This window comes from Pseudomonas sp. HLG18 (assembly GCF_051903985.1).
GTDB classification, from domain to species: Bacteria; Pseudomonadota; Gammaproteobacteria; order Pseudomonadales; family Pseudomonadaceae; genus Aquipseudomonas; species Aquipseudomonas fluorescens_BT.
This window is the reverse complement of the sequence record NZ_CP195831.1, coordinates 396,249-422,846: the sequence shown is the minus strand read 5'-3', so window position 1 is coordinate 422,846 and position 26,598 is coordinate 396,249. Positions and strand designations below refer to the sequence as shown.

Annotated in this window: 29 protein-coding genes and 1 tRNA gene; 10 read left to right on the top strand and 20 right to left on the bottom strand. The window is 59.9% G+C overall.

Annotated features, from left to right (window positions below):
• Positions 1-163 precede the first annotated feature (163 nt).
• On the top strand, positions 164-634 hold the full coding sequence (locus tag ACSPX5_RS02065; protein WP_007958066.1) for an RNA methyltransferase: 471 nt from the start codon (positions 164-166) through the stop codon (positions 632-634).
• 81 nt (positions 635-715) lie between these two features.
• Positions 716-1,093 carry a YgaP family membrane protein gene (locus tag ACSPX5_RS02060; protein ID WP_439820865.1) on the top strand — a complete coding sequence of 126 codons (378 nt, stop codon included), beginning with the start codon at positions 716-718 and terminating at the stop codon, positions 1,091-1,093.
• 134 nt (positions 1,094-1,227) lie between these two features.
• On the opposite strand, the gene ACSPX5_RS02055 is transcribed toward ACSPX5_RS02060, so the two are convergent.
• The gene (locus ACSPX5_RS02055; protein WP_439820864.1) at positions 1,228-2,457 is read right to left on the bottom strand and encodes a hypothetical protein; all 1,230 of its coding nucleotides are present in this window, start codon (positions 2,455-2,457) and stop codon (positions 1,228-1,230) included.
• Positions 2,458-2,477: 20 nt separating this feature from the next.
• Entirely contained in the window at positions 2,478-2,927 is a 450-nt protein-coding gene (locus ACSPX5_RS02050; RefSeq protein ID WP_169429274.1) for a YcgN family cysteine cluster protein, read from the bottom strand.
• 282 nt (positions 2,928-3,209) lie between these two features.
• Here ACSPX5_RS02050 and ACSPX5_RS02045 point away from each other — a divergent pair, with 282 nt between their 5' ends.
• Positions 3,210-3,803, top strand: a complete 594-nt coding sequence (locus tag ACSPX5_RS02045) for a nitroreductase family protein (RefSeq protein WP_102717527.1) — start codon at positions 3,210-3,212, stop codon at positions 3,801-3,803.
• 126 nt (positions 3,804-3,929) lie between these two features.
• Here the strand turns inward: ACSPX5_RS02045 and ACSPX5_RS02040 are convergent, their stop codons facing one another.
• The 4 genes from ACSPX5_RS02040 to ACSPX5_RS02025 form a co-directional block, all read right to left on the bottom strand.
• Complete coding sequence (locus ACSPX5_RS02040; RefSeq protein ID WP_169429273.1) at positions 3,930-4,862, bottom strand: D-2-hydroxyacid dehydrogenase; 933 nt, start codon at positions 4,860-4,862, stop codon at positions 3,930-3,932.
• A 106-nt stretch (positions 4,863-4,968) separates the two neighbouring features.
• The gene (locus tag ACSPX5_RS02035; RefSeq protein ID WP_085703814.1) at positions 4,969-5,262 is read right to left on the bottom strand and encodes a YcgL domain-containing protein; all 294 of its coding nucleotides are present in this window, start codon (positions 5,260-5,262) and stop codon (positions 4,969-4,971) included.
• A complete protein-coding gene (gene rnd / locus ACSPX5_RS02030; RefSeq protein WP_169429272.1) occupies positions 5,259-6,392 on the bottom strand; it encodes a ribonuclease D in 1,134 nt (377 codons plus the stop codon). Before rnd ends, ACSPX5_RS02035 begins: the two co-directional genes overlap by 4 nt.
• A gap of 131 nt (positions 6,393-6,523) precedes the next feature.
• Positions 6,524-8,173: a phosphoethanolamine transferase gene (locus ACSPX5_RS02025; RefSeq protein WP_439820863.1), complete on the bottom strand. Its 1,650-nt coding sequence runs from the start codon at positions 8,171-8,173 to the stop codon at positions 6,524-6,526.
• A gap of 309 nt (positions 8,174-8,482) precedes the next feature.
• Here ACSPX5_RS02025 and ACSPX5_RS02020 point away from each other — a divergent pair, with 309 nt between their 5' ends.
• Both ACSPX5_RS02020 and ACSPX5_RS02015 read left to right on the top strand, forming a co-directional pair.
• The gene (locus tag ACSPX5_RS02020; RefSeq protein WP_439820862.1) at positions 8,483-9,667 is read left to right on the top strand and encodes a cyanate transporter; all 1,185 of its coding nucleotides are present in this window, start codon (positions 8,483-8,485) and stop codon (positions 9,665-9,667) included.
• A 213-nt stretch (positions 9,668-9,880) separates the two neighbouring features.
• A complete protein-coding gene (locus ACSPX5_RS02015) occupies positions 9,881-10,816 on the top strand; it encodes a LysR family transcriptional regulator (protein WP_169429269.1) in 936 nt (311 codons plus the stop codon).
• A 3-nt stretch (positions 10,817-10,819) separates the two neighbouring features.
• Here the strand turns inward: ACSPX5_RS02015 and ACSPX5_RS02010 are convergent, their stop codons facing one another.
• From ACSPX5_RS02010 to ACSPX5_RS01985, 6 genes are all read right to left on the bottom strand, one after another.
• Positions 10,820-11,185, bottom strand: coding sequence for a 5-carboxymethyl-2-hydroxymuconate Delta-isomerase (locus tag ACSPX5_RS02010; RefSeq protein ID WP_439820861.1), 366 nt, complete (start codon positions 11,183-11,185; stop codon positions 10,820-10,822).
• A gap of 57 nt (positions 11,186-11,242) precedes the next feature.
• Positions 11,243-12,169 carry a LysR substrate-binding domain-containing protein gene (locus ACSPX5_RS02005; RefSeq protein WP_169429267.1) on the bottom strand — a complete coding sequence of 309 codons (927 nt, stop codon included), beginning with the start codon at positions 12,167-12,169 and terminating at the stop codon, positions 11,243-11,245.
• Positions 12,170-12,241: 72 nt separating this feature from the next.
• On the bottom strand, positions 12,242-14,338 hold the full coding sequence (locus ACSPX5_RS02000) for a DUF6311 domain-containing protein (protein WP_439820860.1): 2,097 nt from the start codon (positions 14,336-14,338) through the stop codon (positions 12,242-12,244).
• On the bottom strand, positions 14,335-14,721 hold the full coding sequence (locus ACSPX5_RS01995) for a GtrA family protein (protein WP_439820859.1): 387 nt from the start codon (positions 14,719-14,721) through the stop codon (positions 14,335-14,337). Before ACSPX5_RS01995 ends, ACSPX5_RS02000 begins: the two co-directional genes overlap by 4 nt.
• Positions 14,718-15,419, bottom strand: coding sequence for a class I SAM-dependent methyltransferase (locus ACSPX5_RS01990; RefSeq protein WP_207867203.1), 702 nt, complete (start codon positions 15,417-15,419; stop codon positions 14,718-14,720). Before ACSPX5_RS01990 ends, ACSPX5_RS01995 begins: the two co-directional genes overlap by 4 nt.
• A gap of 3 nt (positions 15,420-15,422) precedes the next feature.
• The gene (locus ACSPX5_RS01985; RefSeq protein WP_169429263.1) at positions 15,423-16,391 is read right to left on the bottom strand and encodes a glycosyltransferase family 2 protein; all 969 of its coding nucleotides are present in this window, start codon (positions 16,389-16,391) and stop codon (positions 15,423-15,425) included.
• Positions 16,392-16,671: 280 nt separating this feature from the next.
• Here ACSPX5_RS01985 and ACSPX5_RS01980 point away from each other — a divergent pair, with 280 nt between their 5' ends.
• Positions 16,672-16,863, top strand: a complete 192-nt coding sequence (locus tag ACSPX5_RS01980) for a YegP family protein (RefSeq protein WP_064383113.1) — start codon at positions 16,672-16,674, stop codon at positions 16,861-16,863.
• 87 nt (positions 16,864-16,950) lie between these two features.
• Here the strand turns inward: ACSPX5_RS01980 and ppk2 are convergent, their stop codons facing one another.
• Positions 16,951-17,775, bottom strand: coding sequence for a polyphosphate kinase 2 (gene ppk2 / locus ACSPX5_RS01975; protein ID WP_169429262.1), 825 nt, complete (start codon positions 17,773-17,775; stop codon positions 16,951-16,953).
• A gap of 337 nt (positions 17,776-18,112) precedes the next feature.
• On the opposite strand from ppk2, the gene ACSPX5_RS01970 reads away from it, so the two are divergent.
• Positions 18,113-18,403: a DUF3077 domain-containing protein gene (locus tag ACSPX5_RS01970; RefSeq protein ID WP_439820858.1), complete on the top strand. Its 291-nt coding sequence runs from the start codon at positions 18,113-18,115 to the stop codon at positions 18,401-18,403.
• 82 nt (positions 18,404-18,485) lie between these two features.
• Here the strand turns inward: ACSPX5_RS01970 and ACSPX5_RS01965 are convergent.
• The 5 genes from ACSPX5_RS01965 to dapA all read right to left on the bottom strand — a co-directional run bounded on the left by ACSPX5_RS01965 (position 18,486) and on the right by dapA (position 22,179).
• Positions 18,486-18,575, bottom strand: a tRNA-Ser gene (locus ACSPX5_RS01965).
• Positions 18,576-18,659: 84 nt separating this feature from the next.
• Entirely contained in the window at positions 18,660-19,373 is a 714-nt protein-coding gene (gene purC, locus ACSPX5_RS01960; RefSeq protein ID WP_007963288.1) for a phosphoribosylaminoimidazolesuccinocarboxamide synthase, read from the bottom strand.
• A 28-nt stretch (positions 19,374-19,401) separates the two neighbouring features.
• The gene (locus ACSPX5_RS01955; RefSeq protein WP_085710246.1) at positions 19,402-20,163 is read right to left on the bottom strand and encodes an MBL fold metallo-hydrolase; all 762 of its coding nucleotides are present in this window, start codon (positions 20,161-20,163) and stop codon (positions 19,402-19,404) included.
• 4 nt (positions 20,164-20,167) lie between these two features.
• Positions 20,168-21,283, bottom strand: a complete 1,116-nt coding sequence (gene bamC, locus ACSPX5_RS01950) for an outer membrane protein assembly factor BamC (RefSeq protein ID WP_169429260.1) — start codon at positions 21,281-21,283, stop codon at positions 20,168-20,170.
• 17 nt (positions 21,284-21,300) lie between these two features.
• A complete protein-coding gene (gene dapA, locus ACSPX5_RS01945) occupies positions 21,301-22,179 on the bottom strand; it encodes a 4-hydroxy-tetrahydrodipicolinate synthase (protein ID WP_169429259.1) in 879 nt (292 codons plus the stop codon).
• Positions 22,180-22,491: 312 nt separating this feature from the next.
• Between dapA and ACSPX5_RS01940 the strand changes: the two genes are divergently transcribed.
• Complete coding sequence (locus tag ACSPX5_RS01940) at positions 22,492-23,052, top strand: glycine cleavage system protein R (RefSeq protein WP_169429258.1); 561 nt, start codon at positions 22,492-22,494, stop codon at positions 23,050-23,052.
• Positions 23,053-23,062: 10 nt separating this feature from the next.
• A complete protein-coding gene (locus tag ACSPX5_RS01935; RefSeq protein ID WP_169429257.1) occupies positions 23,063-23,536 on the top strand; it encodes a peroxiredoxin in 474 nt (157 codons plus the stop codon).
• 124 nt (positions 23,537-23,660) lie between these two features.
• On the opposite strand, the gene ACSPX5_RS01930 is transcribed toward ACSPX5_RS01935, so the two are convergent.
• Together ACSPX5_RS01930 and ACSPX5_RS01925 are read right to left on the bottom strand one after the other, a co-directional pair.
• Positions 23,661-24,731, bottom strand: a complete 1,071-nt coding sequence (locus ACSPX5_RS01930) for an AI-2E family transporter (protein WP_439820857.1) — start codon at positions 24,729-24,731, stop codon at positions 23,661-23,663.
• Between the two features lie 32 nt (positions 24,732-24,763).
• Positions 24,764-25,003: a sulfurtransferase TusA family protein gene (locus ACSPX5_RS01925; protein WP_007958011.1), complete on the bottom strand. Its 240-nt coding sequence runs from the start codon at positions 25,001-25,003 to the stop codon at positions 24,764-24,766.
• A 97-nt stretch (positions 25,004-25,100) separates the two neighbouring features.
• On the opposite strand from ACSPX5_RS01925, the gene ACSPX5_RS01920 reads away from it, so the two are divergent.
• Positions 25,101-26,534 carry a M48 family metalloprotease gene (locus ACSPX5_RS01920; protein WP_207867722.1) on the top strand — a complete coding sequence of 478 codons (1,434 nt, stop codon included), beginning with the start codon at positions 25,101-25,103 and terminating at the stop codon, positions 26,532-26,534.
• Positions 26,535-26,598: the final 64 nt, after the last annotated feature.

The following is a 26,598-nucleotide window of genomic DNA, read 5'->3' as shown; positions in this document are numbered from 1 at the left end:
GCGAGCAGGCTCGCTCCCACATTGGTTTTGTGTACGACACCGATCAACTGTGGGAGCGAGCCTGCTCGCGAAGGCGGCCTGGCAGGCACCGCCAATCTCAAACTGAACACCCCTCCCCCAATCCCCGTATAATCGCCCTCTTTTTCCCGAAGGCACCCCGCTCGTGGCAGACAAACGGTACAGCTGCATTGGTTTGTATAACCCCAAATCACCGGAAAACGTCGGTTCGGTGATGCGCGCCGCAGGCTGCTATGGCGTGTCGACCGTGTTCTACACCGGCAAACGCTATGAGCGCGCCGCCGATTTCGTCACCGACACCAAGCGCGTGCACTACGACATCCCGCTGATCGGCATCGACGACCTGAAAAAAATCCTGCCGCTCAACTGCGTCCCGGTCGCCGTGGAACTGGTCGACGGCGCCCGCCCGCTGCCGGAATACACTCACCCGGATCGCGCCCTGTACATCTTCGGCCCCGAAGACGGCTCGCTGGATCAAGAGATCCGCGACTGGTGCGAAGACGTCGTGTACATCCCGACCACCGGTTGCATGAACCTCGCCGCCACGGTCAACGTCGTGCTTTACGACCGCATGGCCAAAGGCCTGAACACCCGCTCCGGGCCGAAATTCCGCTGAAACGCCGCACATCCGATGGAACGAGCTGACCGCCAGTGCAGTCAGCTTGTTTATCCATTACTCATTGCCTGGAGAAAGATCATGACCGAGCTCAAACGCGTCGAGCGTATCGAATCCACCCCGTTCCAGACCCGCTCCGAGCAGAACGTCGAAGGCTGGGAGCGCATCGGCTCACTGGCCGGCGGCGTGATCATGGTCGGCAAGGGCCTGCGCCGTGGCGGCGTGTTCGGGCTGATTCAGGTGGCGATTGGCGGCGTGGCCATGGCCCGTGGCATCACCGGCCACAGCTCGGTGAAAAGCCTGCTGGAGAAAAGCCGTCAGGACATGAACAACGTGCGCACAAAGATCGAGCGCGCCGGTGAAGAGCTGAGCGAGCTCAAAGCCAATGCCGAGGCGGCGACCAAAACCGCCACCGTGACCGGCAATGATTCGGTGAAGTCGCCCAAGGCCGGGGGTTGAGCCTGAACTTGCGGTGAGGCTTCTGGCCTCTTCGTCGGACCGCCGCCCGGAGCAAGCCCGCTCCCACATTGAACCGCTCTACGTCAGTTGTAATGCGATCACATGTGGGAGCGGGCTTGCTCGCGAAGGCGGTATTACTGCAATAACGCGGTATCGAGGACTTTGGACGACTCGCCGAGAATGCTTTCGGCCAGTTGCACGAACTCTTTGGTGTCCACCGTCCCCAAATGCATCGCCCCGCGCAGCACATCATCCAGCGAACGCTTGTTGCGGGTCTTCAGACGGATCTCGCGATCCAGTTCCTGTAACAGCAAAACCGCTTTGGACACCTGCGCCGGGCTGATCTGCTCGCCGCGCAACGTCGTCACCTTCTGGCTGTCCTTGGCCAGTTTCACCTGCAAGGCCTGATAACGTTCATCGCTCATACCGCCAGCACGGCGCACCAGTTCGACGGCGTAATACTCGGCGAACCCTTCCTTGATCCAGTCACTGCGCTGCTCGTCGTTGATGCGCCCGAACACCTGCGCCAGCTCCCGGACCAAGGGGCTGCTGCCGCTCTCGCTGACCAGAGGCAAACGCGTGTTGAAGTAGATCGACTCCCGCGCCGCCAGGCTGCCGCGCCACATCGGGTCGTTGGCGCCGACGATCAGCAGCTTGCTCGGATGTCGGGGAAACACCGCTTGGACCTGCGGCCAGACGAACGTCAACAGCGTCAGCACGTCCATCCGGCGCATGCCCTGCCCCTGTGGCGACGCCACGGTGACTTCGGTCTCCCCCAATCGTGTGCGGCGGCTGCCGAGGTGCCCGGCGAGCATCCAGCCCGTAGGCCGGTCGAACAGACGGGCCGGATTGTCGATGCGGAATTTGTTCTTGCCGATGCGCGGCCAGGCGGTTTCGACGCTTTTCCAGCCATCGGGCAGTTCGAATTGCAGCCGTGAGACCAGTTCGATGCCGTCCTGCTGATCAAGCTTTGCAGGGGGCACCAGTTCATCACCGCGCATCAGCGCCCAGGTCGGGGTCATGCGCGTGTCGAAGCTGCCGTTCTTGCGGCCGTGACTGATACGCACGCGGTAGGTCAGGCTGGCCTTGTCCGCCGTCGGGCGCCATACGCCGCGTGCCTGTTGGCCCGGCGTCAATTGCCATTGGCCGTCGGCCTTGAAGTCGCTGTAGTGGCTGCCGTCGCCGAGGTCGAAATCCAGACTGCGCACGGCCTCGCCTTTGGCGAGGGTCAGGCGCACCTCGGCCTGATCGCTCTGCGGCAGCAGGCGTACCTGAAAATCCAGATCGACCTTCTTCGCCGCCCACACCGGCGCACTCAGCGCCAGCAGCGTGACGATCAGCGCCCGGCGCAATCCCGTCGCCATACCTGCTCCTTGGTCAATCGTTAACCTGCGCGGAAAATCAGGTGATCTTCCCAGTCGTCTTCCGGCACGCTGCCTTCGGCGAGCATGCGCCCGGACTGGGAAATCCGTTCGTGGTGCACGGCGTCCCGATCCCCGCAGACCAGGTGATGCCACAACGGCAGATCCTTGCCTTCGCTGACCAGCCGATAGCCGCAAGTCGGCGGCAGCCATTTGAATGCTTCGGCCTGGCCCGGGGTGAGCTGGATGCAGTCCGGAACAAACTTGATGCGGTTCGGGTAATCGCTGCACTGGCAGCTTTTCAGGTCCAGCAGTTTGCAGGCGATGCGTGTGTAATAGACGCTGTTGTCTTCTTCATCCTCGAGCTTTTGCAGGCAGCACAGGCCGCAACCGTCGCACAGCGATTCCCATTCCTCGTGATCCAGTTGATCGAGGGTTTTGCGTTTCCAGAACGGTTCGACTTTGGCGGCCATGGCTCAAGTATCAACATCAGGTGGTGAAAAGGCCGCCAGTCTAGTGCCCAAGGCCCCGTGGGCCAAGCGCTGGCGACTGTCGGTTGTTCAGGGCTTGTCAGTTTTTGCGCGGCCAAGTAGTTTTGCCAGTCTCAAGAAGCCTTGGCTGGGTGCCATTAACGCTCGACCGCGTTGCATTCCGGTGAACTGCACGGCTTCAGATACAGCCCCCATCGTTCAGCCCAACTGATCCCGCCGGGTTTTGCTTCAAACCTGTCCTCAAACGTAGCAAGGAATCTCTCGATGAGTGCCAACCCTCGCGTTGCCGAATACGCCATTCACCCGCAGTTCACCGATCGCTGGTCGCCCCGCGCCTTCACCGGCGAAGCGATTCCGGAAGAAACCTTGCTGAGCTTCTTCGAAGCCGCGCGCTGGGCGCCATCGGCGTATAACTCGCAGCCGTGGCGTTTTCTCTACGCCCGTCGCGATACACCGAACTGGGAGCGTTACCTGGGCCTGCTCAACGAATTCAACCGCAGCTGGGCGCAACACGCGTCGGCGCTGGTGATCGTGATTTCGAAAACCACCTTCACCGCACCGGGCGCGACCGAAGAAACACCGGCGCTGTGGCACACCTTCGACACCGGTTCCGCGTGGGGCCACTTGGCACTGCAAGCGAGCCTGAGCGGCTGGCACACCCACGGCATGGCCGGCTTCGATCAGGAGCTGACTCGCAAGGAGCTGAACATTCCGCAAGGTTATGCACTGCACGCCGCCGTGGCGGTGGGCAAGCTGGGTGACAAGGCAACCCTGGCGGATTACCTGCAAGCACGGGAAACGCCGAGCCCGCGTCGTCCGCTGAGCGAACTGGCGGCTGAAGGCGACTTCACCCTCTAAGCCATGGCGCATAACGAAATGTGGGAGCGGGCTTGCTCGCGAAGAGGGCTTACCAGTCGACGTCTTGGCTGACTGATAAACCGCTTTCGCGAGCAAGCCCGCTCCCACATTTTTCACTGCGGTGAATCAGTAACCGCGTGCGAAATCCACTTCCCCACGCAACGCCTCTCCCGCCTGATACGCCCGCAAGTTGTCCAGAAACAACTGCACCATCATCGGCGGCGACGTCGGCGCCGAACTGTGCCCGGTCAGCAGCAAGCCCCACGCGGTCCAGAACGGATGCCGCTGCGGCAGCGGTTCCTGACGGCAGACATCGATCACCGCGCCGGCCAGATGGCCTTCCTTCAATGCTTCGACCAGATCTGCATCGACCACCGCCACACCGCGCCCGGCGTTGATGAACAAACCGGTCGGCTTGAATTGCTTGAACAGCGCAGCGTCGTAGATATCGTGGGTGTGCTCGGTGTTGGGCAGCAGGTTGACCACGTAATCCACTTCCCCCACCAGCCGTGGCAGGTCCGCCATCGAGCCGACTTCGACAAATGGCGCCTGCTCCCGGGCACTGCTGGCGATGCCGTACAACTCAACGCCGAATGGCCGCAGGAACTGCGCCACGCTCTGGCCGATGTCGCCGGTGCCGACGATCAGCACCTTGCGCCCGACCAGACTCTGGCCGGTGCGACTGTCCCACTTGCGCTCGACCTGGCTGACCAGTCGCGCCAGCACTTCGCGCTCGTGGCCGAGCATGTAGGTCAGCACGTATTCAGCCATCACCTGACCGAAAATGCCGACCGCCCGGGTCAGGCGGTAATCGCGGCGCAAACCGTCGGCCAGCAGCGGCGTGATGCCGGCCCAGGTCGATTGCAGCCATTGGGGCTGGTGGCCCTGACGCAACAGGGTCGCCAACAGATCCGGCTGGCCCAGCCACACCGGGCAATCAGCAGCCTGGCGGGCCAGCTCGGCGGAGTCGCCACTGGTCAGCACTTCAAGCTCCGGGGCCGCCTGACGCAGCAGCCGGGCGTATATCGCGTGGTCGTGTTCAGCAATCAGAACGCGCATGTTCAAACCTTTCGCAAACCGTGCAGGCGGCCGCCCACTTCGTGGCAGCCGTCGCCGTAAAAACCGTTCCAGGGGTTACAAGAGGCCCAGGACAGGGCCTCGCGGATCAGACCGGGTCGTTGCGTCGCAGCAACTCTTCGGGCAAGTGCTCGATGTACTCTTCCTCGGCCGGTGGCATCTGCAGGTGGTAGCCCTGCTTGTCGAGGTTCTCCAGGACCACGGCGATGTCTTCGCTGGCGAGCTTGCGCTCGGGGGTCAGTACCAGATCGAAGGAATGCTTCGCCTTGCCGAACGCCGCCATCAGGCCTTCCGGCACGCGTTCCAGCGCATCGCTCTTGAGCACGTAGAGGTACATGCCGCTTTTCTTCGAACTTTGATAAATGGAGCAAATACGTTTCAAGGCTGTTCTCCGGCGGTGGCCAGGCTGTCGAGCAGCTTCTGGCCCATCAATTCGCGGCGCCAGCCACGCAGCGAATCAGGCAATTGGTAAGGGCCCTCGGGGAAGCCGCTTTTGACCAGGGCTTCGAGGGTTTTCTTGCGCAGCATCAATTCCGGCGCGATGCCCAGACGTTCGGCTTCGGCCTGACCGAGCGCCCGCAGCTGTTTGATCAGCGCGGCAGCTTCGATCGGCAACGGCTCCGGCACGGCTGGCGGCCATTGATCAGGCCCCACACTGCCAGAGCGCTTGATCAGATCAAGCAGAAACTCGCCGTCCTGACGCACGGTACGCGGATGCATGTCTTCAATCTTGCCCAGCGCGCTGAGGTTGTCCGGTTGCGTGCGGGCCAGCGGCCACAACGAATGCTCACGGATAATACGGTTGCGCGGCAGGTCGCGGGCACGGGCTTCGCGCTCACGCCAGGCGCACAGTTCGCGCAGAACGGCGAGTTGCGCGCGAGACAGCTTCCAGGCCAGTTTGGCCTCGCGATACACCTCGTACGGATCGGTCTCGCGGCGCAAGTTGGCAACCAGTTCGGCGCCGTCCTCCAGTACCCAGGCGAATTTGTCATCAGACAGTTTCGGACGCAGTTGTACGAAAACCTCCGCCAGATGCACGGCGTCTTCGGCGGCATAGCTGATTTGCGTGTCGGACAACGGACGCTGCAACCAGTCGGATCGGGTTTCGCCCTTCGGCAGTTCGATGCCGAGCACCTCCTGCACCAGACGCGAATAGCCCATCGAGAACCCGAGGTTCAGGTAGGCCGCAGCCAGTTGCGTGTCGAACAACGGCGCTGGCAGGCTGCCGGTCAGGCGCAGCAGGACTTCGAGGTCTTCGCTGCAGGCGTGCAGGACTTTGAGCACCGCCGGGTTTTCCAGCAACGCCGCCAGCGGTTGCCAGGCGTCAATGGTCAGCGGGTCGATCAGATAGGCGCGTTTGCCGTCGCCGACTTGCAGCAGGCCGGCAATCGGGTAGAAGGTGTCGACCCGCATGAATTCGGTGTCGAGGGCAACGAACGGCAGCTGCTGCCACTCGGCGCAAAACTGCGCGAGGCTATCGTTGTCGCGAATCCAGTGAATATCGATGGCCACACGGCTCTCCCTTCAAGAATGGCGCGCAGTATATATCGCCACCGGCGCTTTACGCGCCTTCGCAGGGCAAGAGCGTTGATGAAATCTCCTGCCTGCAAGCAAGAATAGTCTTACAGAACAATTCCGAGGGTTCAGTCCCTGGCCAGGACGCCGTCGATGACGGCACCGCGGCAACCGGCGAACAGGTCCAGATCGTGCTGATAGACCTTGCTCTGCACTTCCAGCAGACCGAGCATCGAATGGAACAGGTTGTCCTGGCTCAACGGCTTGTCGCGGCTCATTTGCAGGCAATGGGTGTCGACCGAGTACGACTTCTGGTAACTGTCGGAGAACCACGCCAGCATCGCCACATGTTTCTGTTGTTCCGGCGCGAGCATGTACGGCGTGCCATGCAGAAACAGGTTGTACTCACCCAGGGACTCGCCGTGATCGGAGAGGTACAGCATGGCGGTATCGACTTTTTCCTGGTTGCTGCGCAGCACATCGATCAGGCTCGACAGCACATGGTCGGTGTACACCAGCGTGTTGTCGTAACCGTTGACGATGCTTTCGCGGCTGCAATTGTTCAGCGCGTTGCTTTCACACACCGGTGTGAAGTGCTCATATTCCTTGGGATAACGCTTGAAGTATTCCGGGCCGTGGCTGCCCATCTGGTGCAGTACCAGCACGGTGTCCTTGTCCAGGTGCTCGATGAAATTCTGCAACCCTTGCAGGAGGATTTCGTCGCGGCACTCGCTGTTGGCGCACAGCGCCGGGTCTTTCAGATTGCTGACATCCTGCAGGGTGACGCGATCGCAGGTGCCTTTGCAGCCCGACTGGTTGTCGCGCCAGATCACATCGATGCCGGCACGTTTGAGCACATCCAAAAGCCCTTCTTCATTCTTCGCCTTGCTGGCGTCGTAATCCTTGCGGCCCATGTTTGAGAACATGCACGGCACCGAGACGGCTGTTTCCGTACCGCAGGAATGCACATCGGTGAACGCGATCAGGCCGGCTTCCTTGTCCAGTTTCGGCGTGGTGTCGCGGTTGTAGCCCAGGATGCTGAAGTTCTCCGCCCGGGCACTTTCACCCACCACCAGCACGGTCAGCGACTTGCGCGGACGGTTTTGCAGTGCAGGGTTACGCTGGGCGTCTTCACCGATCTTGACGAACGGTTGCTGCACAGAAACAACCTGTTCGCGCAGATAGCCGGCAGATGCGCCGATGTAGTTGCTCGGCACCAGCATCAGGCGCAACTCGTGGTGGTTGCGAAACAGCGAAGACAAGCCCTGATAGTTGGCCAATGCGACGCCGCCAATGACCGCGACCGATGCTGCACACACCACAACTTTGCTTAATAACTCTCGGTGCCATCGACGATAAGCGACGGGTAACTTCCACACCAACCACGACGGCAATAAGCCCAGAAACAATAGATAAGCGAACAACTTCAAAGACAGCAGATCGCGAACTTCCGTGGCATTGGTTTCAGCGAAGTTTCGAAACATCCCCGCATCGATCATCACCCCATACTGGCTCATGAAATAAGCCACACCGGCACTGATCAGAAACAGCGCCGTCAACACCGGTTTCAATACCGGGCGAAACGCCAGAAAGGTCAGCACGATGTTGTACGCCGCGAAGATCATCACCCCGAACGCAATGCGCATGGCGATACCCTTGCCATCGGCAGCGGTGATCTCGAAGAGGTGTTCCCAGAGGACGAAATTGAATCCGGCCAAAAAAAAGGCACTGGCAAACAACGTCACCCATTCCGGGCGCACGGCTTTTAACTTCAACATAGGCGGGGGGCTATTTCCTGAAAAGAAGCGCCGTGGCCAATTGTGAAAAATTCATTGACCCGAGCGATGAAAACTCTACGTAGCCCCTCATCAATTTTTTGTGAAAAAGAAGCCAACGATTAGTTGGCTCATGAAATAACCATGAAATCTGCAAGTGCATCAGGCCTGATTCAGTAAAAAATCACAGCCCGTTCAGGCAGAGCTCACGGAAGGCGTATCGATTTTTTAAATATCCCGCGGGATTTTCTGATTTGCCGGCACCGGTATCGCGCCCGCCTAATCGACAGCCTCTGATTCAAAGGTCTGAACATGGAAAACGTCCGCGCCACCGCCCGCCCCGCTGTCTGGCTGATGCTCGGTATCATTCTGGTCGCCCTCAATCTGCGCCCATCGATGGCCGCCGTCGGGCCTTTGCTGTCGGCGATTCGCGGCGATATCCCGCTGAGCTTCAGCGTGGCATCGCTGCTGACCATGCTGCCGGTAATGGCCATGGGACTGGCGATGTTCTTCGGGATCGGCATCAGCCAGCGTCTGGGGGAGCGGCGCACGGTGGTACTGTCGTTGTTGATCATTGGTGGGGCGACCCTGGCGCGGCTGTTTCTCGATTCGGCGGCGCAACTGATCGTCAGCGCCGTCCTGGCCGGGATCGGCATCGCGTTGATTCAGGCCTTGATGCCGGCACTGATCAAATCGCGCTTCCCCGACAACGTGGCGCTGTGCATGGGGTTGTATGTCACGTCGATCATGGGCGGTGCCGCGCTCGCTGCCTCGTTCGCACCAAGGGTGATGCTCGACACGGGCAGCTGGCGTGCAGGGCTGGCGATCTGGGCGGCATTGGCGCTGCTCGCCTTGTTGTTCTGGTTGGCACAACGCGATGACGCACCACCCATCACGACCACTGCCGTGAAAAGGGAGGCCTTTTTCACCCATTCCCGCGCCTGGCTGCTCGCAATCTTCTTTGGTCTGGGGACCGCTTCCTACACTTGTGTACTCGCGTGGCTGGCGCCGTACTACGTGGAAAACGGCTGGAGCGAACAGAACGCCGGTCTGCTGTTGGGATTTCTGACGGCCATGGAGGTGATTTCCGGCCTGGTGGTTCCGGCGATCGCCAACCGCAGCCGTGACCGGCGTCTGGTACTGAGCGCCCTGTTGGTGCTGATCATTGGCGGTTTCTGCGGCTTGATCCTCAGTCCGCAACATCTGAGCCTGCTGTGGCCAGGCCTGTTGGGGCTGGGCATTGGCGGATTGTTCCCGATGAGCCTGATCGTCTCCCTCGATCACCTCGACAACCCGCAGCGCGCCGGCGGGCTGACGGCCTTCGTGCAAGGGGTCGGTTACCTGATTGCCGGTCTCTCGCCGCTGCTGGCCGGGGTGATCCGCGATCGACTGGGCAGCTTCGAATGGGCCTGGTGGTCGCTGACCGCAGTGATGGTGGTCATGTTGCTGATCGGGCTGCGTTTCGACCCTCGACAATACGCCCGACACGTTCGCTGATCGGGCGTTGTGCACGGTGCTTCATCCCTCTGGATAAAGGCTTCTGGCCATCTTTTGCAGGATCGTTTTGGCACGTCGTATTACTAAAACTTTCTGTCCCACAACTGTCCGTGAAAAATCCTACAGGGGTTTCTCCTGGCACCATCGTTCCGTTACGATCATGCGCACACGTTTGCGCGGATTCGGCGCAAGGAGCACAGCGAGACAGAACGGATGCTGAACAGTAACTTGCTTAGAAAGCTCGACATGCAGGATCTCATGGTGTTTGTCGCCGTGTATGAGCAAAGCAGCGTCACCGATGTGTCGGAGGCGCTGTTCGTCAGTCAGTCCACCGTCAGTTACTGCCTGAAGAAACTGCGCACCAGTTTTGAAGACGAGTTGTTCGTCAATACCCGCACGGGCATGCGCCCGACCTACAAGGCCAGCAGCATGTATGGCCATGTGCAGAAAATCCTCGAAAGCATCAACCTGTGCCACGCCGGCGCCCCGACCTTCGACCCGACGGCGCAGCCGGTGACCTTCAACATCTGCGCCCCGGAATACTTCGAGCAACTGATCCTGCCGCGGATGCTGAAGCGTTTCGACTTCGACGATCTGCCGGTGATGGTCAACATGCACAAGTTCGAGACCGACGTGCCGGCGCAGGAGCTGCGAGACGGGAGCCTCGATCTGGTGATCTGTTTCGGCCCGCACTTTCACCGCAGCCATACCGACCTGAAATCCCGGATGTTGCTGGAAGATGACCTGGTCTGCGTCTTCGATAAACGTGCGACGCCGCTGGAACCGCGCCTCAGCCTGCAAGCCTTCACCGAGCGTCGGCATGTGTTCCCCACGCCCTGGACCTCGACCACCAACATGGTCGATGGCTGGCTCGCACGGCAGGCACAGAAGCGCCAGATCGTCGCGCGTTCCAACAGCTACAGCGCAGCATTGAAGATGATCACCGGCACCGATTTCATCCTCACCCTGCCCCGGCGGATCCAGCGTTTGCTGACCAACGACGCGGTGTTCAATCACTGCGAGGCACCCAACGGCCTGCCGGGTTTCACCCTCGACATGCAGTGGAGCCACAACGTCGATCAGGACAGCGCCAACCTCTGGCTGCGCGAGCAGGTCATCAAGACCTGCGCGGAGCTGGAAGCGGCCTGAGTCTTACACGCCGATGGCGACTTTACTGTAGGACTCGCGGTCGATATCAAGCAGTTCCACACTCAATTGCACTTCGACACCCGCCGGCCATTCGCACAGCTCCTGCAACACCGCCAACAGGTTTTGCGAGAGTTGTTTCTTGATCTCCGGGGATCGGCCGCTGAGCAGCGCCAGCCTCACTGAAACAAAGGCCCGCTCGCTCATGGCGGTGCCGACCTTGAAGGTTTCCACCTTGAGCGCACGACTCTTGATATCGAACTCGGCCGCAAACTGACCGGAACCCACCAGGGTGTTGTTGAGCCGGATCAACGCCACGTCGGCGTTCAGTTGCGGCAGGTTGGCGGTGTATTCCATGTGCAGATGTGGCATGTCGGTGCTCCAGAGGTTCGGCAAAAAGGTCGTACATATAACACAGCGACGCCTGACTCACGCCAACGACGCCATCACCGGCCGCTCGCTCATGAACTGCTCCAGCCGCGAACGCAGCCAGCGCTCGGCCGGATCGCTGTCGACATGGCTGAGCCAGACCATCGACAGGTCGAGCGTCGGGGTCTTGAACGGGAACGCTTCCTTGAACAGCAGCCCCGAGGCGGCCATCGCCTCGGCGGTGTAGTCCGGCAGGCTGGCGATCAGGTCGGTGCCCGCCAGCAGCGCCGGCAGCGCGCTGTATTGCGGCACCGACAACACCACCTGGCGGGTTCGACCGAGGTCCGCCAGCCACTCATCGGCGTAACCGCTGACATTGGCCGTGTGGGAAACCAGCACATGGGGCCGTGCGCAATATTCGTCGAGGGTCAGCGGGGTGTCGGACTTGTCGGCGCGCAGGATGCTCGGCTGGATATGCCGCAGCAGTTTGCGCTTGGCATTGGCCGGCAGGCCACGGGTCTGGCTGATACCGACGGTGATGTCGCCAGCCGCCAGCAGATCGGGAATGCGCCAGTAATCGACATGCTGCACCACGAATGCCACGTTCGGTGCTTCCTGGCGCAAGACACGCAGCAATGGTGGCAACAGACCGAATTCGACGTCGTCCGACAGACCGATACGAAAAGTCATGGTGCTGACGGCCGGGTCGAAATCACGGGTCAGGCTCAGCGCCACCGACAGCGAGTCCAGGGCAGGCTTGAGATGGCGATAGATGTCTTCGGCGCGAGCCGTCGGCTCCATGCGATGACCGACGCGAATGAACAGTGGATCGTTGAGCATGGTGCGCAAGCGATTGAGCGCCGAGCTGATGGTCGGCTGGCCGAGAAACAGCTTTTCCGCCGCTCGTGTCACGTTGCGTTCGAGCATCAAGGTCTCGAACACCACCATCAGGTTGATGTCGGCCTTGCGAAGTTCATTGCGGTTCATCCATTGCCCCCTGTCCCCGGATTGCGGGCAGTGTAGAAAGGCAGCAGGGGTAGCGTCCATCAAAACGGTGCGTCATTGCACCGTCAGGGACTTCAGCCCCAGGCCCATGACCCGCGAATCATCGTTGATCCCCAATTGCCGAGGGCTGATGGCATCCGGCAATTGCAGTTCGATAGTGAGTCGGTCATCGCTCGCAAGGCTGCGACTGAGCGCGGCGCTGATTGGAATTTCCAGGTGATTGCCATGGAACCGGGTCAGACTTGTGGTCAGCACCTGCTCGCCATTGAGCTTCACGATCACTCGCTGGGCGGGATGCTGTGGCTGAACGAAGGCCAATGCGTCGAGCACGATTGAACGCGCCTGCGGCAACACCCGCATTTCGATTTTCGCCTGTTGCCCCTCCGTCCACGTGCCCCAGCTTTCCGGTGTCGACCAGCCGTTGGCCAGTTGTCGGTTTCGGTAATTGAACGTCAGCGTTTGCCCTGGCCCCGAGAGGGGAATCACGGATATCTGCTGTCCCTCATCCTTCATGGACAGACACCGGGTACAGCGCTTCCACCCCGGAGCGAGCACGATGAGACCGTCCACCCGGGTCAGCAGATCGGTTTCACTGTTGATGCCTTTGGCGGCATCCGCCAGGACATCGTCGCTGAGGATGTACAACGAATCTGCCTCGTATTGACCCGAGTCGAGCATGCGCCGCGCTTTCTGCTGTGCCAGCGCCAGCGCCGAAGAACTCACGCGCGCCAGGTAGACGGCATCGGTGTTCATGCCGTGAACCGCGGCAAACTCGGCAATCATCTGCCAGCGATCGTGCTGATTCTGCGGCATCAGACTGCGAACATTCGTGTAATGCCCGGCAGCGCTTGCCCAGAAAGGATCGCGCATCGGGCTGTTCCAGGTTGCCGATGGCGCGACCATTTTCCCCTGTCTCACGCCAAGCCAGCCACTGCAGGTATCGGCAACCTGGACCAGCAGCGCTGTAGCGAGCAGAAAAATGACAACGTGCGGTCGATAACCGCGCACCACCAGAAAAATCAGGCCCAACATGAGGGCATACAGCACCGGCCAGAACATCCGCCCCGACGCACGGAAGACGTTGGCCAGCCTGAGGATGACCTCCGGCAGTGGATAGCCGACGGTGATTGAGCCGATACCGATCTGATTCGACAGCGCGAAAAGCCACAGGCCGAACAGGGCCGTCAACAGCCAAGGACGGGCGCGCAACGCCTCCCTCAAGGGTTGCCGATTGCCATGCCAGGCAATCAGCGCCAGCGGCACCAGCAAGAGAACGCCCAGCCCCATGTAGTTGAAACCTTCAAAGTCGCCCTCGCGTTTTGGCAAATCGGGCAGGATCCACGACCAGCCCGCCGGATCGACCGGAGACAGCACATTCATCCGGTACAAACCGAAACCGCCCGAGACCGCACCGTCGGCAATGCTGAAATAACCCGCCTGCCAGCAGCACACACTCACCAGCGCAAACAGCAATCCGCCTTCGACCAGCCCCTGACGCCGGGTCAATTGCCGGCTGAATGTCTTGCCCAGCAGATCCGCCAGCCAGATCAGGGCCACCATGGCCAGCAAGTAGGCGTGCACCCATGAGGTCACCGCCAGCAACGCCCCCCAGGCCCAGCGCCGTCGACGCAGGTCCGGCACCAGCGCCAGATACAACGCTGCCAGAATCAGGAAATGCCCGGCCAGGGAAAGGTGCCCGCCCATACGCAGAAACATCGGCGGCGAGAACACCAGCAGCCCGGCTCCCAGCAGGCGAATCAAGGGATTGCCGGTCATCAGCCCGAGCAGTTTCCAGCCAAACCAGGCCTGCAGGACACAACACACCAGTAGCCACAACCCGAAATACTGGAAGGTGTCCGGCAACCACGCGCTGAAGGGTTTGAACAACAGCGCCAACAGGGGGTTGGAGTCGGAAAAGATGATCGAATTGCTCAGTTCCAGACCGTAGAACGGATTGAGGCCGAGTGGAAATGTCCAGGGCGAACGCCGAAAGAATTCCCAGCCCAGATAATGCGTCGCCGGATCACCCTGTTCCAGCCAGGCAATGTTTTGCGGATTCAGCGCTTGCGGCCCGATCGCCAGGAAAAACACCAGCGTCCCCATTAACAACGGCAGTAAGGAGAGTGCCGGGTGCCTGCGCAAATCCTTCATCGATAGGTCCAGAAATTGTGTAACACGAACGTGAATGCCGGAATGGTCAGCGCGACCGCCGCGATGCCCAGCAGGTAATGCAGCCCTGCCATCTGTGCGGCCCAGGCGACAAACATCGCCAGGAAAAAGCCTCCCGCCGAAACCAGCAGGAATCGCAGCACCGTCTTGCCGTGCAAGCGGGCTGAAAAGCTCCAGGTCGTGTTGATCACATAGGACACCACGGTCGCGACGACAAACGCCACACCGTTGGCCAGTGGAGGATCAGGGCTCACATAATTGATGAACGACATCGCCACCAACGCATGCAACGCGGTGACGAACAGTCCCGTCACGGCAAAGCGCAGGCCGCGCCTGACAAGCGCGTCTTTCTCGGCGGGCATCACGGTTTGCGCGCCAGCACAAAAACACTCAGACCGGCCACGCGGTTCAGGTTCATCAAGGGCAGCTCGAGGCGGCACAGGGTCTTCAGCAGCGCATTAACCAGCGGGTGATGTTTTTTCAGTTGCGAACGGGGTGTCGAACTGCCGGGAATCAGGCGCGAAGCAACAGCCATCGGGAACACCGCGCCGAAGTAGTAGGCGCCCCGCTCGACCGTCAACCCAGCCTTTTCGGTCAAGGCTTCGAACTGCCCGAGGGTATAGCGACGTTTGTGCTCAAGAAAATCATCGTGCCCGCTCCACAGGAACCGGAACGCCGGCACCGTCATCAGGAACCGGCTGCCGGACGGCACTTTGTCGACGTAGGACTTGAGCAATCCGAGGTCATCATCAACGTGCTCCAGCACATCCATCAGCAACACCAGATCGGCGTCCACGCTGTCGATCGCACGGCGGTAATGCACCGGTTTGCCGGCGGTGGTGGCGCTGAAATCGGCCGGGTAGCTGATGTCCACGCACCAGGCTTCGCGGGCAGCCGTGCGCATCAGCAAATGATGAGAAAAGAACCCTGAGCCGGCACCGACATCAAGAATGCGCTTGATCGGTGCCTCCCCCAGCATGCGGCGCGTGGCCGCCGCCTTCGAGCAGTAATACCAATGCTCGCCGATGCTGTCGCCGAGGATGTCGGTTTCCTTGAGATCCATGCTTCAGTCCTTGGGGTCATAGATGCGGCGCACCAGGAAAACCGGTCGGCGTTTCGCTTCGATATAGGTGCGGCCAAGATACTCGCCAAGCACGCCAATGCCGATCAGTTGCAAGCCGCCGAGAAAGGTCACCGCGACCATCAGCGAGGCGTAACCAGGCATGTCGACGCCGTGGATCAGCGTGCGCACCACGATGAACATGGCAAAGGCAAACGACACCAGAGACACCATCGCCCCCAGGTACGTCCAGATCCGCAATGGCTCGGTGCTGAAACTGGTAATGCCCTCCAGCGCGAAATTCCACAGCCTCCAGCCATTGAACCGGCTCTCGCCCACTGCACGCTCCGGGCGATCGTATTCGACCTGAGTGGTGCGAAAACCGACCCAGGCGAACAACCCCTTCATGAATCGCCGGGACTCCGGCAGTGTCAGCAGAGCGTCTACCACACAACGATCCATCAAACGGAAATCGCCGACATTCTCGGGCAGTGACTGATCGGCGATCTTGTTGTGCAAACGATAAAACCAGCTGGCCGAGATCTGCTTGGCCCAGGAATCATTGCAGCGACTGAGGCGATGCCCCAGCACCACTTCATAACCCTCGCGCCAGCGCTCGATCATCTGCAGAATCACCTCGGGCGGGTCCTGCAGATCGACGTCGATCGGCACCACGATCTCTCCGGTACAGATCTGCAAACCGGCGGAAAGCGCCGCTTCCTTGCCAAAGTTACGGCTCAGATCGACGATACGGATCCGCGGATCACGTTGTTGACGGTGCAGCAAACGCTCCAGCGTCGCATCGCTGCTGCCGTCATTGACGAACACCAGTTCGAGGCGGATCAGCTCTTCAGACTTGAATACCTGATGGATGCGCAGGAGAAAGCCGTCGAGGCTGTCCTCTTCATTGAAGACGGGAACCACCAGCGACAATTTCACCGGCCCCGCGTTTGGCGTTCCGTGCGATTGGGTCAATGGAGTGCTCTTTTCTTATAGTGTCTATCGGTCGCCGAAGCGGATTCGACGCCATGAGCCGCACCGTATTAAGCAGCACCACTGAAGGTCATGCAAGTGTGCCACGAGGACGTACCGGCCAATCCGAAGGCTGATCCAGACGCTCTGCCCCGCCCATTGCGGAAACATTATCGAACGATTGGAAACAAATCCCCGATAGCCAAATAACAGGGCTCGGCTAGGCTTGCGAACATGCGTCAAACAGGTTGTCGCAATATCCCCATCGCATGGAGCGAACTGAATGTATTTCGAGATTTACAGGCAATCCAAGGGCACCCCGAGCACCGGCAAGGGTCAATGGCGCTGGCGGTTAAGGGCGGGAAACCATGAAACGGTTGCCAGCGGGGAGTCGTATGTGAACAAGGCGGATTGTCTGCACGTGATCGAATTGATCAAGGGTGTGCAGGGGGATACGCCGGTCAAGGAGATTTGAGGGGCATCCGGTAAGGCCGCAAAAAAGAAAAAGCCCCGCTGATTTTCATCAACGGGGCTTTTCCGAGACCGACGTAAACACCTGTCTTCAGAATTTCTCGGGGATGTGCCGGAAGGGATAATCCGATTCCTTGTAGCCCCCAGGCTTCTGCCGCTTGGGTAGCTCAACCTTCTCGCGCGAAACACTCTTGTACGGAATGCGGCTGAGGAGATCTGAGATGATATTCAGGCGCGCTCGCCGCTTGTCATTCGAGTCGGCTACCAGCCAGGGCGCATATTCGGTATCGGTCGCCCTGATCATGTCGTCACGCGCCCGCGAATAGTCATACCAGCGACTGTAGGACTTGAGATCCATGGGAGACAGTTTCCAGATCTTTCGACCGTCCTTGATGCGCTCTTCCAGCCGGCGCGTCTGCTCTTCCTGACTGACGTTCAACCAGTACTTGAGCAGAATCACTCCGGAATTGACGATGGCATGCTCTACCAGGGGCACCGTATTGAGGAACTTTTCGACCTGATTCTCGGTACAGAACCCCATCACCCGCTCGACACCGGCTCGGTTGTACCAACTGCGATCGAAGATCACCACCTCGCCGGCCGCCGGCAGATAAGGTAGGTAGCGCTGCAGATACATCTGGCTCTTCTCTCGCTCGCTCGGGGCCGGTAATGCAACCACCCGAAAGACCCGCGGGCTGACCCGATCGGTAAGTGCCTTGATCGTCCCGCCCTTGCCCGCCCCATCGCGGCCCTCGAAAATCACACAAACCTTGATGCCCTCGGCCCTCACCCACTCCTGCAGTTTGACGAGCTCAACGTGCAGTCGACGCAACTCCGCCAGATAGTCCTTGCTCGACAGCTTCGGCCGATCAGCGGGGATGTCTTTGGGCGAGTCTTTCTTCTTTCCCTTTGCCATGACCAAACCTCATGCATTGAAGGGGCTGGCCTCCGGAAACCCGGTGGTCCATGACCTTGAATGCAGGAGTTTAGTCAGTTAATTCGGAGTGTGAGACACGACTCCTCTAACGTTCCTGAGGCTCCCTCCCGAGTTTGGAAACCCGACGAGTCACGCAACAGCGTCCCTGACAAATGCTGGCGTCTTCTTACGCCCGTAAATTTGCTCTATGGCGGCTGTGCGTGGCACGCCCTCGGGAGCGCCGGTCTCCTTGACTCCCGGTTTCCAACCTGCGCGCAGCTGCCACCCATTCGCTTGGAAACGAAAGTGGCAGCTCCTCACAGTCGAGGAGTTACATATGCATGATGCACCTGAAGAAAAAACCGCCGGAACCACTCCCCTCCTCTATTGCTCTGACAATCCGTTATTTCACGTCAGCGCCGGAGCGCCTGTCGGCCAGGCATTGGCTCAGGCTTCCGACCTGTTGGATCTCGCCAAGGCACTTGCAGAAGATGCGGCGTTCATTAGAGAAACAGACCGATATGCCTGGGCTGCGCATTTTTTGACGGAGATGGGCAAGGCTGTGATCGATGATGTGATGAAGGCTGTTTCACCAGGTCTTGACAGGGAAATGGGCAAAGCAAAATAAACGGGTCGATCGTTGAGGGCGCTTTTTTCAGCACATACGAAAAAGCCCCGCAGCTTCTCAGCTACGGGGCTTTTTCCATGTATGGCGGAGAGATAGGGATTCGAACCCTAGGTACCGGTGAAGGTACAACGGATTTCGAATCCGTCCCATTCGGCCACTCTGGCATCTCTCCAACGGCGCGCATCATAACAACACTTTCGTTGAATGGGAAACCCCTAAACGAAATTTTTTCCGTGCTATCAGATGCTTGCGTCGATTAAAGCGGTACGCCCAGACGGTTGGCGACTTCTTCGTAGGCTTCGATGACGTCACCGAGGCCCTGACGGAAGCGGTCCTTGTCCATCTTCTTCTTGGTGTCCTTGTCCCACAGACGGCAGCCGTCCGGGCTGAACTCGTCGCCCAGGACGATGGAGCCATCGCTGAACACGCCGAATTCAAGCTTGAAGTCCACCAGCAGCAGGCCGGCGTCGTCGAACAGCTTGCTCAGGACTTCGTTGACCTTGAGCGACAGTTCTTTCATGCGCGCCAGTTGCTCAGCGGTGCCCCAGCCGAATGCCACGACGTGGGATTCGTTGATGAACGGGTCGCCCTTGGCGTCGTCCTTCAGGAACAGTTCGAAGGTGTACGGGTTGAGCTTCATGCCCTCCTCGACGCCCAGACGCTTGACCAGGCTGCCGGCAGCGTAGTTACGAACGACGCACTCGACCGGGATCATGTCCAGCTTCTTCACCAGGCATTCGTTGTCGCCCAGCAGCTTGTCGAATTGGGTCGGAATGCCGGCCGCTTCGAGTTTCTGCATGATGAAGGCGTTGAACTTGTTGTTCACCATGCCTTTGCGGTCGAGCTGCTCGATGCGCTTGCCGTCGAACGCCGAAGTGTCGTTGCGAAACAGCAGGATCAAGCGGTCAGCGTCGTCGGTCTTGTAAACCGATTTGGCTTTGCCGCGGTAGAGTTCTTCACGTTTTTCCATGATGGGCTCCGCTTGCTAAGTAGATGGGCTAGGCGATGTGGCGCCAGTCGAGCCCTGAATCTTGATCGGCCAGTTGCAGCCAGTCCGGGTCGCACCCGAGGGTGTCGACAAAACATTGCCGGGCCAGCTGCGGCAGGTTGTTCTTGCTGCTCAGATGGGCCAGGACCAGGTGTTGCAGGCCTTGCCAGCCCAACTCGGCCACCAGGAATGCCGCCTGATGGTTGTTCAAATGTCCCAGCTCGCCGCCTACCCGCTGCTTGAGAAAGTACGGGTAATGACCACGTGCCAGCATGTCACGACAGTGGTTGGACTCGATCATCAACGCATCGAGGTCCCTATAACCGTCAAGCACCTGCTCGCAATACGACCCCAGGTCGGTCAGCAGGCCGAAGCGCCGCTGTTCCTGATCACTGAAGACATACTGGGTCGGTTCCTGTGCATCGTGGGCCACGGCAATGACCCGGATGTCCAGAGCACCGATCTGCAGTTGTTCGCCGCCGGCCACGAAGCCTGCGGGTTCAATCGGTTTGCGCATCCCGCGCAGCGTGCCGCGACTGAGGTAGACCGGCAGATTGTAGCGCCGAGACAGCAAACCCACGCCATGCACGTGGTCGGCATGTTCGTGGGTCACGAGTATCGCGCTCAGTTGCGCCGGGTTCACCCCCAGGCGCAACAGGCGTTTTTCGGTTTCCCGCAGGGAAAAACCACAATCCACCAGTACATACGTATCAGCACTGGCGATCAGCGTGCCGTTCCCTTGGCTACCGCTGCCGAGAACGGCAAAACGCATCTGATCAGCCCAGGTTGTCCTGAATCACGCTCAACACTTTACGGGCCACATCGGCCGGCGCAACGGTGTTGATGTTTTTCTCGACGGTGACCTGAACGTTCTCGCCAACCTTGCTCAGGCGAACCTGATAACGCTCGGCACGGGCTTCAACTTCTTCCTTGGTCGGCGCGCTGCCGAACAGGCTGCTGAAGAAACCAGGCTTGTCGTCTTTCTTCTCGGCTTTTTCGGCCAGGTTGATGTAGTACAGACCCAGGCTGCGGTTGATGTCCTCAACACGCCATTGACCCTGCTCCAGCGCGCGACCGACGCTCGACCAGGCACGGTCCAGATCCGAGCCGACGTTCAGCACCGGGTTGCCGCTGCCGTCTTCGCTGAGGCTGACGCGGCTCGGGGTATCGAAATCACGCGATGCCAGCATCGACACCGAACCACCCTTCTCGGAGGTGCGGCTCATGCTCGCGAGCATGTCGTCGACCAGTGCAGCGTCCAGACCAGTGTTGACCGAACGGTTGGTGAAATCGACATTGGCGGTGCTGCCGGCCGGACGCTCGGCGCTGACCACGTAGATTTCACTGGTATTGCGCTGTACGCCCGGCTCGATGCGTACCCGCACACGGGTTTCGCTGTCGGCGGCGACGCCGGCGGCGCTCAGACGCTTGGCCATGGCAGCGGACAGCTCGTCGGAATGCTGCCAGGTGGTGGTGAATTCACCGGTTTGCGGACGCTGTTCATCCAGACGGAAACCATTGTCCTGGAAGAACTGCACAGCCACTGGCCAGACTTCGGCCGGTGGATGCTGGCCCATGACCCAACGCGAATCACCGCTCTTCTGCAGCGAGTAGTCGCTGGCGTCAGCGATCGCCGACAGTGGCTGAGGACGCGGAACCACGTATTCGCCGGTAGCGGTATCGTCGGCGACGTTGCGCGGGATCGGCAGCAGTGGATCCAGACGCTTGGAGGTGCTGACACCTTCTGGCAGTTGCATCGGTGCAGTCTGTTTCGCTTCCAGGTAGTCGCTACCACGGTCACGGAAATAACCTTCCGGGCCCCAGATCCATCCGCAGCCACTGGTGCTGGAGATAATCAAGGCAAGTGCGGAAAGTCCGGCCATTCGCTTCATGCGTTGTACTTCCTCAATTAAACCAGGACGCCGCACTGGCGCAGGGCCGAGCGCAACGTTTCATGACAAGGAGCGCTCAGCCAGGTCAGCGGCAGGCGGATGCCTTCGTGCATCAGGCCCATTTCGACCAAAGCCCACTTCACCGGAATCGGGTTGGCTTCGATGAACAGGTCCTTGTGCAGCGGCATCAGTTTTTCATTGATGGCCCGTGCGGTCTCGGCGTCGCCCTTGAGCGCGGCCTCGCACAGGTCGGCCATTTCGCGCGGAGCGACGTTGGCGGTGACGGAGATGTTGCCTTTGCCACCCAGCAGGATCAGCTCGACTGCGGTTGGATCATCGCCGGACAGCACGATGAAATCCTTGCTCACGCCATCGAGGATCGCCTTGGCGCGCTTCAGGTCGCCGGTGGCTTCCTTAATGCCGATGATGTTCGGCACGGTGGACAGGCGGATCACGGTCTCGGCCTGCATGTCGCAGGAAGTGCGGCCGGGTACGTTGTAGAGGATCTGCGGGATGTCGACCGCTTCGGCGATGTGCTTGAAGTGCTGATACAGGCCTTCCTGGGTCGGCTTGTTGTAGTACGGAACTACCAGCAGGCAGGCATCGGCGCCGGCTTCCTTGGCGTTGCGGGTCAGCTCGACGGCTTCGCGGGTCGAGTTGGCGCCGGTGCCGGCGATCACCGGAATGCGGCCTGCAACCTGTTTGACGACGGCTTTGATGACGGCAATGTGTTCTTCAACGTCAAGGGTTGCCGACTCGCCGGTGGTGCCGACCGCGACAATGGCATGGGTGCCGTTCTTGAGGTGGAAGTCCACGAGTTTGCTGAGGCTGTCCCAGTCAAGACGCCCTTGTGCATCCATGGGTGTGACCAGTGCCACCATACTGCCCGCAATCATGAAACCGCTCCTGCCGGAAAAAGAGAGCGGTAATGGTACTGGCGCCAAGATGCTTGCACAAGCGAAGTACTGCGCCGCCATTCCCCTGAGCGCCGCTTTTCGCTACCCTTCAGACTTTGATCGGTACAGATCAGCTTGTACGCCGGGTTCCAGCCTCCCGTTTCGGCCTTTCAGGCCCCGTTCCAGTGTCGTCGTCTTGCGCTTCCTTATTATCGAGGCTCTGGCGATACGTGAACAGGGCCTTCCGGACAGGTATGTTCCGGCAATCAACGCCCTTACCCTACCGACCGCTCATCGCTTTAGGAATGCTGCATGTCCACCCCCACAGTTCGCGAACAATTCCTTGTCATCAGTGCGCTCGGCGCCAATCCAATGGAGCTGACCAACGTCCTGTGCCGCGCCAGCCATGAAAACCGCTGCGCGGTCGTCACCTCGCGCCTGACCCGTCACGGCGAGTGCAGCGCGCTGATCCTCGAGATCTCCGGCAGCTGGGACGCCCTGGCGCGCCTGGAAGGCAGTCTGCCAGGCCTGGCCAAGAAGCATGCGTTCACCGTTAACGTCGTGCGCAGCGCGGCCCTGGAAAACCGCCCTCAGGCCCTGCCGTACGTGGCTTACGTGTCCTCTGCCTATCGCCCGGACATCATCAACGAGCTGTGCCAGTTCTTCATGGACCACAACGTCGAGCTGGAAAACCTGACCTGCGACACCTATCAGGCGCCGCAGACCGGCGGCACCATGCTCAACGCCACGTTCACCGTGACCCTGCCGGCCGGCACCCAGATCAGCTGGCTGCGCGACCAGTTTCTGGACTTCGCCGATGCCATGAACCTGGACGCACTGATCGAACCGTGGCGCCCACAGAACCCAATGTAAGGAAGCTTTCATGGCCGTAGCTATCGATCAACCGGTTGCCGACTTCGAAGCACCCGCCACCAGCGGGCAGACCGTCAGCCTTTCAGCCCTCAAGGGCAAGCAAGTGGTGATCTACTTCTACCCGAAGGACAGCACCCCGGGCTGCACCACAGAAGGCCAGGGCTTTCGTGATCAGTACGCGGCGTTCAAGGATGCCAACACGGAAATCTTCGGCATTTCCCGCGACAGCCTGAAGTCCCACGAGAACTTCAAGTGCAAGCAGGAGTTTCCGTTCGAGTTGATCAGCGACAAGGACGAGGCCGTCTGCCAGCTGTTCGACGTGATCAAGCTGAAAAAACTCTACGGCAAGGAATATATGGGCGTGGATCGCAGCACGTTCCTGATCGACAAGGATGGCGTTCTGCGCCAGGAATGGCGCGGCGTGAAAGTGCCGGGCCATGTTGATGCTGTGCTGGCCGCTGCTCAGGCACTGAACAAGGCCTGATGTTTCTGCGTCGACTTCACTGACGCCTTTGCGAGCAAGCCCGCTCCCACAGTCGACCGAGGTCTGATGTGGGAGCGGGCTTGCTCGCAAAGGGGCTAATAAGACTCAACGAATAATCCGGTTTTTAAAGTAGCGGAGCTACAACCGGCTCTTTGCGCGGCCACGCATCAAGCACAGCCTTGAACAGCGTCGCCAGCGGAATCGCGAAGAACACCCCCCAGAAGCCCCACAACCCGCCGAACAACAGCACCGCGCAGATGATCGCCACCGGGTGCAGATTGACCGCTTCGGAAAACAGCAACGGCACCAGCACATTGCCATCCAGCGTCTGGATGATCCCGTAGACTGCCATCAGATAGATGAACTGATCGCTCCAGCCCCACTGGAACAACGCAATCAGCATGACCGGCACCGTCACCACGACCGCCCCGACATACGGCACCACCACCGACACCCCTACGAGCAACGCCAGCAGCGCCGCGTAATTCAGCCCGAGGGCGACGAAGGCGATGTAGGTCACCCCGCCGCAGATCACGATCTCGATGACCTTGCCGCGAATGTAGTTGGCGATCTGTCGGTTCATTTCCTCGGCAACCCGGGTAATCAGCGCTCGCTCACGCGGCAGATAACCACGTACCCATTCGCCGATCATCACCCGGTCTTTCAGGAAGAAAAACACCAGGATCGGTACCAGGACCAGGTAGATCATGATGTTCACCAGCAGAGGCAGGCTGGATAACGAGAACGTCAGCGCCCACTGCCCGAACTTCCCGATTTCGCCGCGCGCCGCCTCGATGGCTTGCAACACCTGCTCGTCGGAGACCAGATGCGGATAGCGCTCCGGCAGCAGTAACAGCAACGATTGCCACTTGGCGAGCATGCCCGGCAACTCGTTGAACAGCGTGATCAATTGATGCCAGAGCAGCGGCAGCACCACGACGATGAACAACAGCAGCACGCCCATGAACAGCGCAAATACCAGGCCGACCGCCGCCCCACCGGGTATCCGCAAGCGCTCGAGGGTAACCACCAGCCCTTGCATCAGATACGCCAGCACCATCCCGGCCAGCACAGGCGCAAGCATTCCACCCAGGGTAAGCACCGCGGTAAAGGCGAGGAACAACAGCACCGCCAGCACCACGGCCTCTTCATCGGAGAAATAGCGCTGAATCCAGTCGCGTAACACTTTGAACATCAATAATCCTTAAGTCTTTTACGCTGTCGATTTCAGGCTTTTTTCAACCAGTAACGGTAGACGCCCGCCTCGTCTTCTTCACGCAGCAGCGTATGACCGGCCAGTTTGGCAAAGGTGCGAAAGTCGCGCTGCGAGCCTGCATCCGTGGCAATCACCTTGAGTACCGCGCCGCTGGGCAGCTTGTTCAGCTCCATCTTGGCCTTGAGCAACGGCAACGGACAATTCAGGCCACTGGCGTCCAGTTCACAGTCGTGGGCTACAGCGTCGGTCATGCGTTACTCCGGATCAGGTGGTCAGGCTGCCTAGAATATCTGGTCGCAAGCCCGGTGTCCGGCTACAGTAAGGTCTTTGTCGACTAAGGCTTTGTGCATGACATTTCTGCGCCCTACCCTGCTGACGCTCGCTTGCCTGCTCGCCTCACCGGGCTTCGCCGACGACCTGCCGTCACTCGGTGACGCCAGCTCTGCCATCGTCTCTCCACAGCAGGAATACCAACTGGGTCGCGCCTGGCTGGCATTGCTGCGCAGCCAGGTTTCGCAGCTCAACGATCCTCAGCTCAAGGATTACGTCGAGTCGAGCGTCTATAAACTGGTGGAAACCAGCCAGGTCAGCGACCGACGCCTGGAATTCATTCTGATCAACAGTCCGCAACTCAACGCTTTCGCAGCACCGGGCGGGATTGTCGGGGTCAACGGTGGACTATTCCTCAATGCCCAGACCGAAGGTGAATATGCCTCGGTACTGGCCCACGAACTGGCTCACTTGTCCCAGCGCCACTTTGCCCGGGGCGTCGAGGCCTCCCAACGGATGCAGGTGCCGATGATGGCCGCTCTGCTGGCCGGTATCGTGATTGCCGCTGCCGGAGCAGGCGATGCCGGGATCGCGACCATCGCCGGTACCCAGGCGGCAGCCATTCAGTCGCAGCGGACCTTCTCGCGTCAGAACGAGCAGGAGGCCGACCGAATCGGCATTCTCAACCTGGAAAAGGCCGGTTACGACCCGCGTTCGATGCCAACCATGTTCGAACGCTTGATGCGCCAGTATCGCTACGACGCCAAGCCACCCGAGTTTCTGTTGACTCACCCGGTAACCGAATCCCGCATCGCCGACACCCGCAACCGCGCAGAGCAGGCCAAGCCCGGCGGTATCGAGGACAGCATGCGCTATCAGTTGATCCGCGCCCGGGTACAGTTGATCTATGAAGAAACCCCCGGGATGGGCGCCAAGCGCTTCCGGGCGCAACTGGACGATAATCCGAACAACGATGTGGCTCGTTACGGCCTGGCGATCGCCCAGATCAAGGGTGGTCAGTTGAACGAAGCCCGAGAGAATCTAAAGCAACTGCTGACCAAATCGCCGAACGAGATCATCTACAACCTGGCGCAGATCGATCTGGATATCACCAACAACAAGCTGGCCGATGCGCAATCGCGGGTAGACCGCATGCTGACCCAGTATCCCGGCAACTACCCGCTGAATCAGGTTCGGGTCGATCTGCTATTGAAGCAGAACCGTACTGCCGATGCGGAAAAAGCCCTGGAAGGCTTGTTGAAGTCGCGCCCGGACGATCCCGACGTCTGGTATCAGGTGGCGGAAACTCGTGGCTTGGCCGGCAACATCATTGGTTTGCATCAGGCCCGCGCGGAGTACTTCGCACTGGTGGGCGATTATCGTCAGGCTATCCAGCAACTGGATTTCGCCAAGCGCAAGGCTGGAAGCAACTTCCCGCTCTCCTCGCGTATCGATGCCCGCCAGCGTGAGCTGATGGAGCAGGAGCGCATGGTGAAGGACATGATGGGATAAAAGCTGCAGGCATAAAAAACCCGCCTCTTTCGAGGCGGTTTTTTTTTGACTCAGCAACCGCGGA